Below are 18,002 nucleotides of genomic sequence, written 5' to 3' on the forward strand. Positions count from 1 at the left end.
GAGCTCTGGTGGCTATCCTTCAGTCTGCGCGGTCGGCGGTTCCGAGACGCTACAGACTGCGCATGATAGCGGTGAAGGGGAGGGGCTGACATGGCCGCAGAGCAGTCGTTCGACGTCTACCGGTTGCCGGAGGAACACGGGGCGATCCGCGAGGCGGTGCGTGAGGTCTGTGCCGCGAAGGTGGCGCCGCACGCCGCCGAGGCGGACGAGACGGGCGAGTTCCCGAAGGCGTCCTACGACGCCCTCCGCTCGGCGGACTTCCACGCCCCGCACATCCCCGTCGAGTACGGCGGCGCCGGCGCGGACGCCCTGGCCACGGCCATCGTGATCGAGGAGGTGGCCCGGGCCTGCGCCTCGTCCTCGCTGATCCCGGCGGTGAACAAGCTGGGCACCCTGCCGCTGATCCTGGCCGGCTCCGAGGAGCTCAAGCGCAGGTACCTCACCCCGGTCGCCGCCGGGGACGCCTTGTTCTCGTACTGCCTCTCCGAGCCGGACGCCGGCAGCGACGCGGCCTCGATGACCACCAGGGCGGTTCGCGACGGCGACCACTGGGTGCTCAACGGGGTGAAGCGGTGGATCACCAACGCGGGCGTCTCGGAGTACTACACGGTTTTCGCCGTGACGGATCCCACAGCCCGGTCGAGGGGCATCTCGGCGTTCGTCGTCGAGAAGTCCGACCCGGGGGTCAGCTTCAGCGCCCCGGAGAAGAAGCTCGGCATCAAGGGCTCGCCGACCCGCGAGGTCTACCTCGACAACGTCCGCATCCCGGCCGACCGGATGATCGGTGCCGAGGGCACCGGCTTCGGCACCGCGATGCGGACCCTGGATCACACCCGGGTCACCATCGCCGCGCAGGCCGTCGGCATCGCGCAGGGCGCGCTCGACTACGCCAAGGGGTACGTGCGCGAGCGCAAGCAGTTCGGCAAGCCGGTCGCCGAGTTCCAGGGCATCCAGTTCATGCTCGCCGACATGGGTATGAAGCTGGAGGCGGCCCGGCAGCTCACGTACACGGCCGCCGGCAAGTCCGAACGGGGCGACGCCGACCTGACCTACTTCGGCGCGGCGGCCAAGTGCTTCGCCTCGGACGCCGCCATGGAGATCACCACCGACGCGGTGCAGCTCCTCGGCGGCTACGGCTACACCCGCGACTACCCGGTGGAGCGGATGATGCGGGACGCCAAGATCACCCAGATCTACGAGGGCACCAACCAGGTCCAGCGCGTCGTGATGGCCCGCCAGCTCCTCCGCGACTGACCGCGTCGACGTGGTGGCGGCGTCCGGCCGTCACCGCGCTGACCGGGTGGCGGCATCCGGCCGTCACCCGGGCGACCGCCGGGCCAGCGCGGCGGCCCGCCGGGGCACCGTCTCCCCTCGCCAGCCGGTCAGCACGTCGTCGAGCTGCGCCACCAGCAGCCGCCCGTACGGGGTGAGTCCGTCGCCGGCCAGCAGCCGCCCGGCGACGTCGCGGCAGGCCAGGCGGACGCGCTCGAACTCGACCTGGGCCCGCAGCAGCGGGCCCGGCTCGGTCTCGACGTGGCGCTGCCGCCGCCAGAAGTCGGCCACCCGCACGTGTGCGTAGAGGCCCTGAACCAGGGCCGGCAGCGGCCGGAGGCCGGCCCGCCACGGCACGGACAGCCGGACCCCGTCGGCCGGCTCGACGAGCGCGAAAAGGTCGTCCAGCGCCGCGAGCTTGTTGTGCGCCAGCTCGTGCACGAGGGTGGCGGCCAGCGTCTGGGCGTCGCCGTGGCCGGCGATCGCGATGCAGCCCACCCCGGCCGGGAAGGTCCCGCTCACCAGCTCCGCGCCGCGTTCCCGGGGCGTGCCGTCCCGCCCGCCGCCGGCCAGGGCCGCCCGTCCCGCACCGTCCCGGGCCAGCGGCATCAGCATCGCGACGGCGGCGGCCAGCTCGGCCGCGTACCGGCGGTGCCGGGTGGCCAGCAGCCGCCAGGCCGGCGCCAGGCGGGCCCGCCAGACGGCGGCGTCGGCCGGGCCCACCGGGACGACGGCGCCGGGGCGGGCCACCGACCCCAGGTCGTCGAGCCGCAGGCGCAGCCCCACCCGCCCACCCGCCCGCAGCACGGGCGTCCGGAACCAGACCGGCTCCCCGGGCTCCACGCCGGGGCCCGTCGCCCGACCGGGCCGATCGGCCGCCGCCGGGACGACGGTGACGCCGTCGATCGCCACCGTGCCGTCGGCGCCGTCCACGACCAGCTCGACGACCTGCGAGCCGCCGTGGGCACCGGGCGGGGCGGGCGTGTCGGCCGACCGGACGAGGCCCAGCGTCGGTAAGGCGAACGTCGCCGCGCCCGTCGGGCCTGTCGGAAAGGCGACACGCAGCGCGAGTCCCGCGCGCAGGGCCGCCGCCGCGACCACCGGGCCGAGCATGGCCGGCTGCGCGACCGGCCCGTCGCCGGCCCGCAGCGCGGCCAGGGTCTGCGCCACCCAGGCGCTCACGGCGGGGTAGGTGAGCACCTGCCTGGCCGGCTGAGGGGCCGAGCGCCGCAGCTCACCAAGGTCGTGCCAGGCCCGCCGGACCAGCTCGGCGTGCGGGTGGCGGAGGTCCCCGGTCAGCTCCACGACCTCCCGCAGGGCGAGCAGGTTCCGGCTGTACTGACCGGCCAGCAGCCGCCGGACGGCGGAGGGCCCGCCACCGCCACGGGCGATCGCCAGGAACGTCCCGGGGGGCATCTCGTGCCGGTCGGCCCGCACCCGCGACCTCCCCCGGCCATGCGACAGTCCACCGAAGCGACGGGTGAACATCGATGAACGCTACGATATGTTACTGGCGGAACGCTGGCTGTGCCGTTCGAAGTGGTGGCCTCGATGGATCGAAGGTTGGACGAGACATGTCGGAAGGGATGAGCAGCCGCGACGAGCCGCTGATATCTCATCTTCTCAATGCCGAAGAACTCGATCCGGCGGACCTCGACGCCGTTCCACGGAAGCTGCTGCTCCGGTCGTTGCGCCGGCTGATCGACGAGACAGGTGACCCGACGGCCGAATTCCTGTGGTTCCCCAACCAGACCAGCGATCCCGGGGGGCTGCGGAGCGGCCGGCGGGGACGATCCGGGTCCGGCGGGGACGCCGGCGGGGACGGGGAGGGAAAAAGATGAAGGGTGACCGTTGCCGGGTCGGGTCGGTCCGCCGGTGACCGGGTGGCCGGCGTCCTGGTCCGAGGCCGGTCCTGCGGAGACCAGGGTCATCGCCTTCCTGGCCGGCACCAGCCTGACCGGCCGCACCAACGTGGCCAGCAACCTGGCCTGGGCCCTGGCCCGCGCGGGCCGGCGCGTCCTGGTGGTCGACGCCGGGCGGGGCGCGGTGCGGGTGCACGAGCACCTGCGGATGTTCCACACCGGTGAGTCGCCGGTGACCGACCACCTGCCGGCCGGCCTGGCCCGCCTGGTCTTCTCGCTGCCCGGGCTCGCCGGCACGCAGCCCACACTGCGCGGGTACGCGGCCCCGCCCGGCCGGCTGGACGTGGTCTGGATCCCGGAGACGGCCGCCTGGCCGTCGGTGGCCGAGCTGGGCGGTGTGACCCGCAGCGAGCTGCGCCGGCAACTGCGCTTCACCGAGTACGACTACGTCCTGCTCGACCCGGCCGAGTCCACGGACGTCGTCGCGCAGTGGCTGGCGGTCCTCTGTGACGTGGTCGTCGTCTGCTTCCCGCACCGCTCCGCCCGGCTCGCCGACGCCGTGGCTGTGGCCGGGCAGGTGCACCGGGCCGCGCCGGCCGGCGTACGGATCATCGCCACCGCGACGGGCATGGACGAGAGCGACCCGGGGCGGGTCCGCAGCCGGGCGGAGGCCGTACGCGCGGAGTTCCTCGGCGCACTCGACGAGCCCGCCGTCGGCGTCGACTTCGCCCAGGTGGACCTCCCCGGCGGCCCGGCCGGGCAGCCGCTGGCGCCGCTGCTGGAGGAGTCCCCGCACCGGGACCGGCTGCTGGCCGCCTACGGCGAGCTGGTGCGCCTGGTGACCGACGGCGAGCTGCGCGACGTCCCGCCGGAGCCGGAGACGGCGCGTGGCCGGTACCGGTACGGGCTGGGCCGGCAGGCCGCCGAGGAGTCCGGCGACGTGTTCCTCGCCCACCCCCCGCCGCAGCGCCCCTGGGCGGACTGGCTGCGGGCGGAGCTGGCGGCGGTCGGCCTTCCGGTCCGGCCGTGGAACGCGGCCGACGCGGCGCGGCGCGACGGGTCGATCACCGTGCTGGCACTGGCCCCCGCCGACGACCCGGACGACCGCTGGTTGACCGGGATCGCCGAGGCGGTACGCGCCCGCGGCGACGCCGAGCTGGTGCTCGTGCACACCTCGTCCGAGGCGGGCGGCAGCGACCCGGCCGGCGTGGACCGGGTCGTCGACCTCACCGGCTGCACGGAGGAGGCGGCCCGCCAGCGGCTGCGTGGGGCTCTGGGCCTTGCCGTGGTCGCGGCCGTGCCCGTCGAGCGGGCCTGGCAGGCGGGCTTCCCGAGCGGTCGGAGCATCCTGCCCCGCGAGTTCCGGGTGCCCGCCCGGCCGAGGCTGTTCGTGGGCCGGGACCGGGAGCTGGGCGTGCTGCGCGACCTGCTGCTGGCCGGCCGGGAGGCCGAGCCCGTGCTGGTCCGCGGGCCGGCGGCCGCCGGCAAGACGAGCCTCCTCCGCGAGTACGTGCACCGGTTCCGCTGGGACTACGGCCTGATCGTCTGGGTCGCGGCGGGCAGCCGGCACGAGGCGCGGTCGGTGCTGGCCGAGTTGGCCGACGAGTTGGGCGTCGAGCCGAGGGGCAACCCGGCCCAGGAGCTGCTGCACGAGCTGTCCCGGCGCGTCGAGCAGTGGCTGATGGTCTTCGACGGCATCGACGACCGGGAGCTGACCGGCTTGCTGCCGCCCGTCGGCAACGGGCACGTGGTGCTCACCCGACGCGCCGACGCCCCCGAGCCCACCGGCGATCGTACGGTCACCGTCGGCGAGCTGACCGAGCCCGACGCCGTACGGCTGCTCACCCGGCAGGTGGAGGGGCTGTCACCCGGCCCGGCGGCGGCGGTCGTCGGCGCGGTGGGTGCCCTGCCGCTCGACCTGCGGCTCGCGGCGGGGCTGCTGGGGCAGGCCGGCATCCTGCTGCACGCGCGCCGGGCGATCACCGAGTCCCGGGCGGCGGACGCCGCCGTGCCGGCCTTCCGCGCGGCGGTCGCGCCGACCCCGCCGGCCCCCGACGAGCCGGCCCTGCCCCGGATCGTCCGGGTGGCGCTGGCGCTGATGGGCGAGGAGTTCAGCGGCCGGGTCGCGGTGGTGCTGGCGCAGCTCTGCGCGTTCGTGGCCCCGACGGGAATCTCCCTGGCGCTGGTGCAGTCCCGGCCGATGCGCGACCAGGTCGCGGCCGGGCTCTCCGCCGAGGACGCCGCTCTACTGCGGGCCGACGGGTGGGAGATGGACCGGGCGCTGGCGGTCGCCGCCCGGTTCCGGCTGGCCGACGTCGTCTGGGGTGGCGGCGGGACCGTCCGGGTGCACCCCGCCGTGCAGGCCGCCCTGCGGGACGGCATGACCGACGCCGAACGGGCCGCGCGGCGGGACCAGCTCCTGCGCGGCCTGGCCGCCAGTGCGCCCCGGACCGTCGCCGCGGCGTCGGCCCCCCGCCGCGAGCTGCACCGGCACCTGGTCAGCTCCGGCGCGCTCGACGCGACGGAACCGGACGAGGTCAGGCGCTGGCTGGTCGAGCAGCTTGAGCACCTGATCGCCCGGGGCGACGGGGAGGTCGCCGAGGCGCTGCGCCTGTGGCGACCCGTGCTCGACCGGTGGCTGGCCCGGCACGGCTGGGACGACCGGCTCACCCTGCGCCTGGCGACCCGGCTCGCCGACGTCACCCGGGCGCTGGGCCGCAGCGACGAGGCGCTCGCGCTGAGCCAGGAGGTGCTCCGGCACGGCGCGTCGCTGCTCGGCCCGTACCATCCCCGGGTCCTGGTGACCCGCCGGGGGATGGCCGGTGACCTGCGCGGTCTGGGCCGGTTCCGGCCGGCCCTGATCGAGGACCAGACGACCTGGCGGGGCTTCCGCGACCAGTTCGGCAACTCCCACCCGGAGACCCTGATCGCCGCGCACAACCTGGCCAACTCCTACTACCTCGCCGGCCGGGCCGACGAGGCGGCGCGGGTCGGTTTGCGGACCCGGGCCCGGCGGCTGGGACTGTTCGCCGCCGACAACCCCGACACCCTCTGGCTGACCAGCGACATCGGCCGGTTCCTGGCCGAGCTGGGCGACCTCGACGAGTCCCGCCGGCTGCTGGACGACGCCTACCGGCGCCGGCTGGGCGGCGGCGGGCAGGGGGACGAGGACACCCTGTTGCTGCGGATCATCCGGAGCCTGGCGGTCACCGACCGGCGGCGCGACCAGCTCCCCCGGGCCAAGGACCTGAACAGCCGGGCCTACCTGGCGCTGCGCCGGCTGCTCGGCGAGGACAACCCACGGACCCGGTCGTGCCGGCTCAGCCTCGCCGTCGACTACCACCTGGCGGGGGAGAGCGAGCGCGCGGTCCGGCTGGCCGAGGACAGCCTCGCCGGCTACGAGCGCGACCTCGGCCCGGCGCACCCGTTCACCCACCTGGGCCGCAGCCTGCGGGCGGTCCTCGTGCGGGGCGCGGGCGGCGTGGAGGAGGCGGTCGTCGACGGGGAGAAGGCGGCGGCCGGCCTCATGGCCACGCTGGGCGAGTCGCATCCGTGGACCCTCGGCGGGCTGGTGAACCAGGCCGGGAACCTTGCGTTCGCGGGCCGTGCCGCGCCGGCCGAGCAGCTCCTGCGCGCCGTCGTCGAGCAGGGCCGCGACCTGCTCGGCCCCGACCATCCCTACCTGCGGGCCGCCCGCCGGCTGCTGGCGACGGTGGTCAGCGACGGCGAGATCAGCGGTGGACACCCCTACGGCGGCGTCCCGCTCCACTTCGTCGACATGGAGGTGCCGGAGACATGAGCACGGACACCCCGGCCGGCGTGGCGGCGGCCGGCACCGGGGACCGCCGCATCGGCGTGGCGCTGGGCGGCCACCTGGACGGCCGGCGGCCCGCCGCGGTGGACGGCTGCGAGGAGCTGATGCGCGGGGTCACCGGCATCGCGCACCTGGGCCGGTACACCAACGGCGTCTGCGACTTCGCCCTGGACGTCGACTCGGCCCCGGCCGCGACGGGGGGCACCGGCCTCGCCCCCGAGGAGCGGCAGCTCGTCGACCGGGACGTGGTGCACGTGACGACCGACCTGGACGCCCAGCTCCGCCCGGCGCGCAGCGGGGACCTCATCCGGGTCGTGCTGCACACCGCGCTCGGCGTCCTCCTCACGCTCCAGGTGCGCCGGGAGCAGCACCTGGTCTGCGTGAGCAGGCCGGACGATCCGCCGGGGCCGCTGCCGCCCCGGGAGGAGGGGGTCCGCGCCGCCGACGTGGGCCTGTCCCGGCTCGCCAACCAGCTGCGTGAGGCCGTCAGCCAGCAGCCCACCGACTACGGCGGCTGGCTCAACGTCGACGGGGCCGCCCCCGACCCCCCGGACCCGGCCGACGTCGCCGCCCCGGCGGTCGCCCGGCCCCGGACCTGGGCCGGCGACGAGTCGTACGCCGGGCTGGCCGCCGTCTGCGCCGGCCGCCTCGGGGCCGACGACCTGCACTACGCGGCCGTCTGCCGCCACGGGCGGGTGGAGGCGACGGCCGACCTGCTCGACGACCCCCGGCTGGCCCGGTTCTTCGACGACATCACCCCGGCCCGCCGCCGGGACTTCTACGCCCTGGTCGGCCAGCGGATCGACGTGCTGCTGCGGGCCCTGGTGCGGGCCGCGCACCCGGTGGTCGGCTCCCGGGTACGCCGGCTGGTCCTCGACCTGGAGGAGGGGGCCTTCTACTGCTACCCGGTCGGTCTCGACCGTTACCTGCTCGGGGTCACCCTCGACCAGCGCCGGGTGTGGGCGGCCGACGAGAAGGCGGCGCAGCTCAGCCGCGACCTGATCGGATGAGCCGGCCGACGGACCCGCCCGTCACGCCGTACGCCGGGCGAGGGCCGGCCGCCGCCCCCGACGCACCTGCCGTCCCCGCCGCCGTCCCCGACGCACCTGCCGTTCCCGCCCCCGCCGCGCCCGCGCCGCCGGCCCGCCCCGGCCGTGCCGGGATGGTCGAGGCGGTCCTGCCGTCGCTGCGGCGCAGTGGGCTCTTCGTCCTGCTGGCGGCGGCCGGCTGGGTCCTCGCCGGGCAGGCGGGCTGGACCGCCGCCCACCGGTCAGAGGGCTACCTCACCGTGGCCGGCGCCCTGCTCGCGGTCGGGCTGTTCGCCAGCACCCACGGCATCGACCTGCGGGCGGCCCGGGGAAACCTCCGCCTGGTCGGGCTGGCGATCACCCTCGGCGTGCTGGTCAAGGCGTCGCTGATCTCGGCGGTGATGTACCTGGCGTTCCGGGAGCCCGCCTACCTGGTCCTCGGCGTCGCGGTCGCCCAGATCGACCCGCTGTCGTTCGCGGCGGCCCGGTTGCAGTCCCGGATGTCCGGCCAGGCCAAGGCGATCCTCAGCGCCTGGGCGTCGTTCGACGACCCCGTGACCGTCCTGCTGACCGTGTACGCCGCCGCCTGGGTCCTGCCCCTGCTGCCGGCGGACCCGGCCGCGTCGTCCGCGCCGCCGCACACCGGCGTCGGGTCGTTCGGCCTCTCCCTCGCGGAGAACCTCGCCCTGGCCGCCGTGGCCGCCCTGCTGTGGTGGGGCACCGAGCGGGCACGCCGGACGGCGGCCGACCGGTCGCCCCGCTCCGGCCGGCTGCTGCGGCTGCTCCAGGTGCTCATCCTCGTGGGGCTGGGCGCGTTCGCGGTCTGGCAGTTCCTCATGCTGGGGATCGCGCTGGCCGGGCTGGTCTACCGGCCGCCCGTCGCGCTCGTGCTGGACCGGCTCACCCGGCTGGCGTTCCTGGCCGCCTCGTTCGCCCTCGGGCTGGTCCTCGTCGGAGGGCCGAACCTGGTGCCGGGGGTGGTGCTGGGGCTGTCCGCGGTCGCAGCGCACATGCTGGTGGCCGTCGTGATCGGGCGCCGGCTGCCGCCGTCGGACCGGCTGGACGTCGTGCTCGGCCAGCAGAACGGGATCACGGCGGTGCTCCTCGCGCTGGTGCTGGAACGCCAGTTCGTCGGGACGGTGGCCGTCGTCGCCCCGGCCATCGTCACCGTCAACCTGTTGCACGCGTTCGGCAACGGCCTGCGGGAGGCGTACCGGCGCGAGGCGTCCTCGGCGGCCCCGACCGCCACACCGCTGCCGGGTCAACCCGGCCCCCGGCCCGCGCCGGCCAGACCCGACGCCCGCCCCGGCTGAGCGACCGACACCGGCCGGTCAGCGCCGGTGCCCGCCCGGCCCGGCGGCTGTCAGCGCTGGTCGGTGCCGAGGGCGGTCAGCAGCTCGCGGTGCACCCGGGCGCTGAAGTCGCCGAGGACGTCCTCCGCCTCCTCCTGCTGCTGCCGGGCCGCCCCGGCCGGGCCGACCAGCTCCCGCAGGCTGCGGACCTGGTACAGCGGCAGGTACTCGTAGACCGCGTCGAAGATCCCGCACATGTTGGCCAGCCGTTCCCGTTCCCGGGGCGTCGGCCCCCCGGCGCGCTGGCCGACCGGCCGGTACCACTCGACGAGCGCCCGCCCGAACGCGTCGACGAGGGCGTCGAGCAGCCCCGCCACCCCGGCCGCCGACTGGATCTCCGGGGCCCTGATCCGGGCCCGGACGGTCTGCCGGGCGCCGCGCCCACCGGCGTCGTCCTGGAACGCCCGCCGCAGCAGCTCGCCCGCCGGGGTGAGCAGGTCCACCGCCGCGAACGCCCGGTCGAACAGCTCGATCACGGCGACCGGCAGGGCGGTCAGCTCCCCGCGCCCCGTGCCGTCGCCGGACGGCGCGGCGACCCCGCGCTGCACCTCGCGCAGCTCCCGGTGGATCGCGGCGAGCTGCTGGTCGTTGTGGGCGCGCAGGTCTTCCAGCGAGCCGGTCAGCAGGCTCAGCATGTGCTGGGTCGCGGACTGCCGCCGGTCGAGGCGGGACAGGTGCGGCGCCACGGAGGCCAGCGGCCCCTCCAGCGGGTAGCGCTCCTCCAGCCGGGCGGCCATCGCCTTGAACTCGACCGCGAGCTGGTCGGCGAAGGACCGGGGGCTGTAGTGCAACGGTTCCCGGCCCACCGCGTCGCGGATGCGCGGCAGGAACCGCTCCGGGGGCGGCTCCAGGACGACGAGGAGCAGCTCGCAGTCGCGGTGCGCGCGGACCGACCGCGCCCGGTGCTCCACCGTCGCGACGTCGCTCTCCTCCAGCAGCGGCCCGGACAACAGGATCCCGCAGCCCGCGTCGTCGCGGCCGATCGGCACCCAGTAGTCGACCCGGCCGCCGGGGGTGTCGTCCAGGAAGTACTCCGGAACGTACGTCTCGTAGCCCACGGCGACCAGCACCTGGCGGATCTCCGCGCGGACGTTCTGGGCGCTGCCTGCGTCGTAGATCTCCCGGGCGACCTGGCGGACCATCGGGTGGGTCACCGCGCCGCCCTGGTCCCGGGCGCGGCGCCACAGCCGGTGGCACAGCGAGATCACGCCGCGGGGGACGCCGTTGGTCAGCTCGACGACGTACCCCACGGTCTGCTCGGTGAACGGCTCCAGCCGGCCGCCCTGGCGGGCCAGGACGTAGTCGTGCACCTCGCGGACGGTCAGCGGGGACATCCGCACGCGCTCGCCGATCCGGTCCCGCACGTCCCGGCGCATCGTGGTGATCAGGTCGGGCAGGCCGGCGAGGACCAGGAAGGTGCTCGACGCGGCGAACACCCGCAGCATCTCCTTGAACGCGTCGAGCGCCTCGTCCTCGCGGCGGCCGGCCGCCGTGAGCAACTGGTCCAGCTCGTCGATGACCAGCACGAAGGGGCGCGAGCCGTGCCCGAGGAGCAGGGCGAAGACCCCCATCGCCTGGAGGGCGGTGGCCTCGCTGCCGGTGATCGTGCCGGTGATGCCCCGCTCGCGGAGCACCTCGGAGGGGGGCCGGCCGGTGAACCACTCCCACACCGCGTCCTCGAAGCCGCCGCGCAGCAGCAGGGTGAGCGCCTGGGCGAACTCGGTGTTGTCGGTGACGTCCCGCAGCCGGTCCCGTAACCGCCCGAGGAGCTGGTTCTCCGGCAGGCTGAACGTGTCCACCACCTGCACGGGGTCGATCGAGCCGGCCAGCAGCGAGTCGGCCAGGGGCGCGGTGGCCCGGGACGTCCGCAGCTCGGTGGCGAGGATGTCGGCGTACAGGCCGCGGACGCGCTCGTGGACGAGCTCCCGACGGTCGGCCAGCTTGTCGGCGAACGCCCGGTAGAGCGAGACGAAGGTGTCCGGCGGCGCGTTGAGGTGCAGCGACTGGACCGAGCCGGCCGACTGCTTCGTGGCGTGCCGGATCAGGTACGACGCCAGGTGCGTCTTGCCGGTGCCGTAGTCGCCGACCACGGCGAGCACCCGGCCGGGGGACGCCTGGGGGCGGGCCTGCACGGCGGCCAGGTAGGAGTCCATGACGGCGGTCGCCCGCCGGACGGCGGCGGTGGGGATGGTGAGGACGGTCGACCCGGCGTCCGCGATCTGGGCGACGGCACTCGACGGGTAAGGATTGACCTCACCGCCGGGGTCCCGGTCGAACGCATCCATCAAGGCTGCCCCTCCAGGTCGCGCAGTCTCCTAATGAAGTGTCTGCTGATGTGCTCCCAGGTCACCTCATCCGGTCGGTCATCTTGCACACGGAGTTCCTCGTACAAGCCGTAGAGTAACCATTGCATCTCGCGAATGGTTGCCAGTCGACCGTTGTCGATGAAGTCTTCCAGTGCGGTGGGTGCCAGCCGGGGGAGGGTGCCGGCCGGCAGCCGGTCCAGTCGGTGCTGGGCGAACTGGTCCGCGTGCCGGTGGTCGAAGCCGCTGACGTGCAGGTAGACGGGCGGCACCGGGCTGTCCCGGTCCAGCGCCTGGCGGTGCTCGGCGGGCAGCGCGTAGGCCGTCTCGGCGAAGAAGACGACCCGCCGGGGTGCCCGGATCCCGTAGTAGACCAGCTCCTCGGTCAGGTCGGCCGAGGGCGGCAGCAGCACGATGAGGACCTGGTCACGCTCCAGGCAGCCGGGCAGGTTGCGGTACGCGTCGTCCGGGCTGTCCCGCATCTCGTACGCGAGGTTCGTGGTGAGCAACTGGAGCTCGAAGAGCTTGTCCATCAGCGCCCGGCACACGTTGCCCCGGCGCTGCGGGATGGCCTCGTTGTCCCGCGCCTCCCGGGTGAGGTCGACCACCTCGGCCGTCAGGTCGGCCTTGCCGAGCTGCTCCCGTAGCCAGTGCGCGCAGCGGTTGATCAGGGCGGTCTTGCCGCATCCCCGTTCCCCGGTGACCAGCACCAGCCGGCCCTCGTGGTGCAGGTAGGACGGGTCGCCGAACTCCTCCTGGCACTGCTCGAAGGATTCCTCGGTGTGGTCCACCGGCACGTAGAAGTGCACGTGGTCGCGGTGGCGCAGCGGGTTGAGCGGGTCGACGTCGCGGCGCAGGCCTGGCACGGCGAAGGGGTTCGGCGGTCTCGCCGCGCGCCGCCGCCGACCGGTCCCGGCGGGCACCGACCCGCCCTTCCCGGTCCGCGCCGGTCCGCCTGCGCCCGCCTGCGCCGGCCCGCCGGTCGCGCCGGCTGCCGACCCCACGGGCGGGCGCGGGGCGTCGGGCACCCGGTCCGTCCTGGTGGCGTCCGGGCTCGGGCCGAGCGGCTCGTCAGCGGTCGGGGTGGCGGTCACCGCACACCCGCCGGGGGTCGACCGGGAAGGAGCCCGGAGTGCTGTACGGCCTGGGCCACCTGCTCCACCTCCGTCGCGAGCTGGCTGAGGGCGTCCCGCTGCCCACCGAACCACTCGGCCCGGCGCTCCGGGTCCCGTCCAGCCGGGACGGCCCGGGACCCCACCGGATTCTGGTCGAGGGCGGCGCTGAGCCGGCGGGGCAGCTCCCAGCCCCGGCGGGCGTCGGCCACCGCGTTCAGCCGGTTGACGAGTTCGAGCTGCGACTTCCGCACCTCGTCGTCGTCCGGGGGAAGCCCCGGTCGGGCCTGCTCCAACTCGCGCAGCAGCGCCTCCGCCGCGCGCCGGTACTCCCGGCCCGCCGTGCGCAGCGAGTCGGCCTCGGCCCGGCGTACCCCGGCCGTGGCCTGCCGCCCGCTGAACCAGGCGGCGAGCACCGCGCTGGCGGCGGCGAGGACGAGCGAGGGCGCCACCGTGGACCAGGGGGACGAGTTGCCGCCCGACGACCCGCCCTGCCGGCCGGCGGCGAGCAACCCCAGGCAGGCCCGGTCGAAGTCGGCCCGCCGGGCCGCCCGCCACTGCTCGACGTCGCCCAGCCCGGTCCGCCAGGTCAGCCGGTCGGCCGACGGGCCGGGTTCGGCCAGGTCCAGCGCCACGGCGGCCTCCGCCAGGCCGGCCCGGTGCTCCGCGGACAGGCAGTAGATCCGGGCCCCGTCGTCTACCTTCGGGCCGGCCGTGGCCTGCCAGTACGCCAGCCCGACCACGACCAGCACGAGCAGGACGGCGCACGTCGCCACGACGGCCGGACGGCCGATGACGGATGGCACTCGCATAACGGCTGACTGTAGTGAAACCGAGCCATCCATGGATACCGCCGCCCGGCCGGAGATCCCGCTGACGCGTCGGCCCGTTCTCATCCGTAGGGCTTACCCGGATGGCCTCAACCGTCCGGAGGGGACGGACGCGCCGGACGGACGCGCCGGATGCCGGCGACCGACGGGCGGTCCGGGAACCGGCGGCCCGGGCGGGTGTGGCGGGCGGGCGGGTGCAGCCGGCGTACCGGTGCTCCCGCCCGCCCCCGGCCGTCGCTCAGCGCAGCTCGGTAGTGGTGTCCTCCGGCCGGTTCGCCGGGCGCGGCGGCGCCGACCACGGCGACTCCCCGCCGGTACGCCGGGGCAGCGGCTCGGGCGCGCTCTGGTCCGGGTAGCCCAGCGTGAGCGGGCCGCCGTCCCGGTCGGGGCCGCTGTCCCGGTCCGGGCCGTTACCGGGCGGCGGCCAGTCGGTGAGCGTGAAGTTGTTCTCGTCCGGCTTTCCGGCCGGGGCGGTCGCCGGCTGCGGCCAGCGCCGCCACCGCTGCCGGCTGGCCGTGGCCATCAGCAGCAGCACGCCGAGCAGGAAGAGGGTGCCGTTCTGCACCGGCAGGTGCAGCGGCAGCGGGTCGCTCAGCACCTTCCAACCCTCGGGGACGATGTCGCGTACCTCGAACGGCGCGATGAACATCGCGACGTACGGGGTGACCAGCAGCAGCCCCGCGACCAGCGGGCCGAGCGGCGAGACGCGCAGGGTGCCCAGCAGGCCGAGCAGGATGCCGGCGACGGCCAGGTAGACGGCCGGCTCGATCAGGTTGGCCGTGTTGAACGTGCCGATCTCCACCCACCGGGTGATCGTGCGGCTCGATCCGTCCTGTCCGAGGGTGACCAGCACCCAGGTGACGGGTGCCACCACCAACCCGGCGAGGAAGCTCCAGAGATGTCGCATCCGCGCACCGTACCGTTTCCCGCATGACAGATCATCCCTCCGCCTCGCCGCAGGGCAAGCCCACCTCGTACTCCCGCGTCACGCTCAGTCGGATCATGACGGCGGTCGATGTCAATCTGTACGGGACCGTGCACGGAGGGGTGTTGATGAAGTTCGTCGACGACGTGGCGGGCGCGGCGGCGGCCCGGCACAGCGGCGGCACGGCGGTGACCGCCGCGATCGACGAGATCATCTTCTCCGAGGCGGTCCGGGTGGGTGACCTGGTGCACGCACACGCCCAGGTCAACTGGACCGGGCAGACGTCGATGGAGGTGGGCGTGCGGGTGGTCGCCGAGCGCTGGGACTCGGCCGAGGACGCGCCGGTCCGGGTGGCCACCGCGTACCTGGTCTTCGTGGGGGTGGACGTGGGCGGGGCGCCCCGCCCGGTCCGGCCGGTGCTGCCGGAGACCCCGGAGGACGAGCGCCGCTACCGGGAGGCCGAGATCCGCCGCGCCCACCGGCTCGCGAAGCGCCGCGCCATCCAGGCGCATCGGGAGAGCTGACCCCGCTCGGTGGGGTGCGGGCCACACCGGGCGGGGTGTGGGCCGGCACGCCCCGGCGCGGGGACCCGGTGCGGACAGTGACGCTGCGAGGTAGGGCAAGATTGCGTCAGGGCCCATGTCACAAGGTGGTGCGGGGCCCGGAGGAGGGTGGAGCAGTGGGTGACGTGCTGTGGACGCCGCCGGCGGACGTGCGTGAGCGGTCCCGGATCGGCGACTACCTGCGCTGGCTGGCCGAGCACCGCGGGCTGGAGTTCGCCGACTACGACGCGCTGTGGCAGTGGTCGGTCACCGACCTCGACGCGTTCTGGCGCTCCGTCTGGGACCACTTCGGCGTGGTCGCGCACACCGAGCCGACGGCCACGCTGACCGACCCGGCGATGCCGGGGACCCGCTGGTTCCCCGGGGCCACCCTCAACTACGCCGAGAACGTGCTGCGGATGCCGGGGCTGGGCGACGACGACCCGGTGGTGATCGCGCACGGGCAGACCCGAGCCCCGGAGACCCTGACCGCCGCCGGGCTGCGCGAGCAGGTCCGCCGGGTGGCGGCCGGGCTGCGCCGGCTCGGCGTCGGCCCGGGCGACCGGGTGGCCGCGTACGCGCCGAACATCCCCGAGACGTACGTGCTGTTGCTGGCCACCGCCAGCCTCGGCGCGGTCTTCTCGTCCTGCGCCCCCGAGTTCGGCACCCGCAGCGTCACCGACCGGTGGCGGCAGATCGAGCCGAAGGTCCTCGTGGCCGTCGACGGCTACCGGTACGGCGACAAGCCCGTCGACCGGCGTGCCGAGGTGGCCGCGATCCGGGCCGCCCTGCCGTCGCTGGAGCACACGGTGGCGGTCGCGTACCTCGACCCGGCCGGGGCCGGCGGCCATAATTCGGCCTCCGCGCCGCTGGGCGGCGCTCCGGACCGAATGAAGGCCGCGCCCGAGGGCGTGGTCTCCTGGGCCGAGCTGGCCGCGCCGACCGACGAGCCGCTGGCCTTCGTCCCGGTGCCGTTCGACCACCCGCTGTACGTGCTCTACTCCTCCGGCACCACCGGGCTGCCCAAGCCGATCGTGCACGGCCACGGCGGCATCCTGCTGGAACACCTGAAGATGCTCGCCCTGCACCACGACCTGGGCCCGGGCGACCGGTTCCTCTGGTTCACCACCACCGGCTGGATGATGTGGAACTTCCTGGCCTCCGGGCCGGCGGTGGGCGCGGCGATCGTGCTGTTCGACGGCAACCCCGGCCACCCCGACCTGGGTGGGCTGTGGCGACTGGCCGAGGAGACCGGCACCACGTACTTCGGCACCTCCGCGCCGTACCTGCTGGCCTGCCGCAAGGCCGGGTTGGTGCCGAGGGAGATCGCCGACCTGTCCGCGTTGCGCGGGGTCGGCTCGACCGGCGCGCCGCTGCCCGCCGAGGGCTTCACCTGGGTGTACGCCAACGTCGGCGACGCCCCCCAGCTCCAGTCCCTCTCCGGCGGCACGGACGTCTGCACCGGCTTCGTCGGCGGGGTGCCGCTGCTGCCGGTGCACGCCGGGGAGATCACCTGCCGGGCCCTCGGGGCGAAGGTGGAGGCCCGCTCCGCCGACGGCACCCCGGTCGTCGGCGAGCTGGGCGAGCTGGTGATCACCGCGCCGATGCCGAGCATGCCGGTCGGGTTCTGGAACGACCCGGACGGCGCCCGCTACCGGGAGGCGTACTTCGACGTCTACCCGGGGGTGTGGCGGCACGGGGACTGGATCACCATCAACGACCGGGGCGGCTGCGTGATCACCGGCCGCTCCGACGCCACCCTCAACCGGGGCGGCGTCCGGCTCGGCACCGCCGAGTTCTACTCCGTCGTCGAGGGCCTGGACGAGGTCGTCGACTCGGTGGTGGTGCACCTGGAGGACGACGAGGGCGGCGCGGGTGAGCTGCTGCTGTTCGTGGTGCTCGCCGAGGGACTGGAGCTGGGCGACGACCTGCGCAAGAAGATCTGCCGCGAGCTGCGTACCGCCCTCTCGCCGCGGCACGTCCCCGACGAGATCCACCAGGTGCGGGCCGTCCCGCGCACCCTGTCGGCGAAGAAGCTGGAGGTGCCGGTGAAGAAGATCCTCACCGGCACCCCGGTCGACAACGCGGCGGCCAGGGGCGCACTGGCCAACCCGGAGTCCCTGACGGCCTTCGCCGCCTTCGCCCAGCGCCGTTCGGAGTCGGGCTCCCCGACCCCCGCCTGACCCGTCGATCACTCAGGGGTGCCCGCGAAAGCGGCGTACGCCAATGGTCGGCGTCAGGTCAGGGTCAGGGTGACCTTTTCCGTGTCCGCGCGGGACGCCACGCGGGCCGGGTCGAGGTTGGCGCAGAGGACGATGGTGGCGCCGGCCATCAGCGGGGCCAGCAGCCAGTCGACGGGGTCGGGGTGGGCGGCGGCGTCCAGCAGGACCCGGTCGCCCCGGGCGATGCCCAGCTCCGTCGCGCGGGTCGCCGCGCGGGCCAGCAGCTCCGCGTCCTGCGGCCCACCCTTCGGGTACGGGGTGAAGTGGTCGCCGTGCGCCCGGACGGCGAGCACGTAGTCGGTGAAGCCGGCGGGCACCTCGCGCAGCGGCCGGGCGAACGGGGCGAGCGCGAGCGCGTACCGCTCGCCGGCCGGCCAGGCGTCCGCCTCGGCGACCCGGTCGACGGCGGCGAAGAGCACCTCGGCCGGGCCCGGGCCGCCGGCCACGGTCAGCCCCACCGACCAGCAGCCGAGCAGCACGGCGGCGGTCTGCCAGTGCGGTGGCAGCAGCACCGCGGCCGACTCGCCCGGCCCGGTGCCGATCTCGTCGACGAGCAGGTTGGCAGTCTTGGCCACCCAGTTGGTCAGCGTCGCGCCGGACAGTTCGGCGCGCTCGCCGGTGGCGTCGTCGTACCAGGTCAGCAGGGGACGGGTGGGGTCGGGCGAGATCGCGTCGGTGAACACCAGAGCAATGTTGTCGGCCATCGGCGCGAACGATACGCCCCCCGCGCCCGTAGTCGT

General features: G+C 75.1%; 13 protein-coding genes. 7 read left to right on the forward strand and 6 right to left on the reverse strand.

The window, feature by feature from the left end; all coding sequences use genetic code 11:
* Window positions 1-90: 90 nt before the first annotated feature.
* Window positions 91-1,254, forward strand: a complete 1,164-nt coding sequence (locus tag OG617_RS19100; protein ID WP_405094435.1) for an acyl-CoA dehydrogenase family protein — start codon at window positions 91-93, stop codon at window positions 1,252-1,254.
* A 63-nt stretch (window positions 1,255-1,317) separates the two neighbouring features.
* Here OG617_RS19100 and OG617_RS19105 read toward each other — a convergent pair whose 3' ends face one another.
* Window positions 1,318-2,760: an aKG-HExxH-type peptide beta-hydroxylase gene (locus OG617_RS19105; protein WP_405094436.1), complete on the reverse strand. Its 1,443-nt coding sequence runs from the start codon at window positions 2,758-2,760 to the stop codon at window positions 1,318-1,320.
* Window positions 2,761-2,846: 86 nt separating this feature from the next.
* Between OG617_RS19105 and OG617_RS19110 the strand changes: the two genes are divergently transcribed.
* From OG617_RS19110 to OG617_RS19125, 4 genes are read left to right on the forward strand one after another with little or no spacing between them, the layout of a single operon-like run.
* On the forward strand, window positions 2,847-3,113 hold the full coding sequence (locus OG617_RS19110; protein WP_405094437.1) for a hypothetical protein: 267 nt from the start codon (window positions 2,847-2,849) through the stop codon (window positions 3,111-3,113).
* 34 nt (window positions 3,114-3,147) lie between these two features.
* On the forward strand, window positions 3,148-6,933 hold the full coding sequence (gene fxsT / locus OG617_RS19115) for an FxSxx-COOH system tetratricopeptide repeat protein (RefSeq protein WP_405094438.1): 3,786 nt from the start codon (window positions 3,148-3,150) through the stop codon (window positions 6,931-6,933).
* Window positions 6,930-7,958 (forward strand): hypothetical protein, encoded by a 1,029-nt coding sequence (locus tag OG617_RS19120; protein ID WP_405094439.1) that lies wholly within the window; start codon window positions 6,930-6,932, stop codon window positions 7,956-7,958. The genes fxsT and OG617_RS19120 overlap by 4 nt, the downstream gene beginning before the upstream one ends.
* A complete protein-coding gene (locus OG617_RS19125; protein ID WP_405094440.1) occupies window positions 7,955-9,289 on the forward strand; it encodes a hypothetical protein in 1,335 nt (444 codons plus the stop codon). The genes OG617_RS19120 and OG617_RS19125 overlap by 4 nt, the downstream gene beginning before the upstream one ends.
* Window positions 9,290-9,339: 50 nt before the next feature.
* Here the strand turns inward: OG617_RS19125 and OG617_RS19130 are convergent, their stop codons facing one another.
* From OG617_RS19130 to OG617_RS19145, 4 genes are all read right to left on the reverse strand, one after another.
* A complete protein-coding gene (locus tag OG617_RS19130) occupies window positions 9,340-11,613 on the reverse strand; it encodes a BREX system ATP-binding domain-containing protein (RefSeq protein ID WP_396678001.1) in 2,274 nt (757 codons plus the stop codon).
* Window positions 11,613-12,725 (reverse strand): hypothetical protein, encoded by a 1,113-nt coding sequence (locus tag OG617_RS19135; protein ID WP_405094441.1) that lies wholly within the window; start codon window positions 12,723-12,725, stop codon window positions 11,613-11,615. Before OG617_RS19135 ends, OG617_RS19130 begins: the two co-directional genes overlap by 1 nt.
* Window positions 12,722-13,555, reverse strand: coding sequence for a hypothetical protein (locus OG617_RS19140; RefSeq protein WP_405094442.1), 834 nt, complete (start codon window positions 13,553-13,555; stop codon window positions 12,722-12,724). Before OG617_RS19140 ends, OG617_RS19135 begins: the two co-directional genes overlap by 4 nt.
* 256 nt (window positions 13,556-13,811) lie before the next feature.
* Window positions 13,812-14,480, reverse strand: coding sequence for a hypothetical protein (locus tag OG617_RS19145; protein WP_405094443.1), 669 nt, complete (start codon window positions 14,478-14,480; stop codon window positions 13,812-13,814).
* Window positions 14,481-14,503: 23 nt separating this feature from the next.
* On the opposite strand from OG617_RS19145, the gene OG617_RS19150 reads away from it, so the two are divergent.
* Entirely contained in the window at window positions 14,504-15,022 is a 519-nt protein-coding gene (locus OG617_RS19150; protein ID WP_161687218.1) for an acyl-CoA thioesterase, read from the forward strand.
* 155 nt (window positions 15,023-15,177) lie between these two features.
* Window positions 15,178-17,223, forward strand: a complete 2,046-nt coding sequence (locus OG617_RS19155) for an acetoacetate--CoA ligase (protein ID WP_405094444.1) — start codon at window positions 15,178-15,180, stop codon at window positions 17,221-17,223.
* A gap of 53 nt (window positions 17,224-17,276) precedes the next feature.
* Here the strand turns inward: OG617_RS19155 and OG617_RS19160 are convergent, their stop codons facing one another.
* A complete protein-coding gene (locus OG617_RS19160) occupies window positions 17,277-17,966 on the reverse strand; it encodes a TIGR03089 family protein (RefSeq protein WP_405094445.1) in 690 nt (229 codons plus the stop codon).
* Between the last annotated feature and the right edge of the window lie 36 nt (window positions 17,967-18,002).

Source organism: Micromonospora sp. NBC_01412, from assembly GCF_045040215.1.
GTDB classification, from domain to species: Bacteria; Actinomycetota; Actinomycetes; order Mycobacteriales; family Micromonosporaceae; genus Micromonospora; species Micromonospora rubida.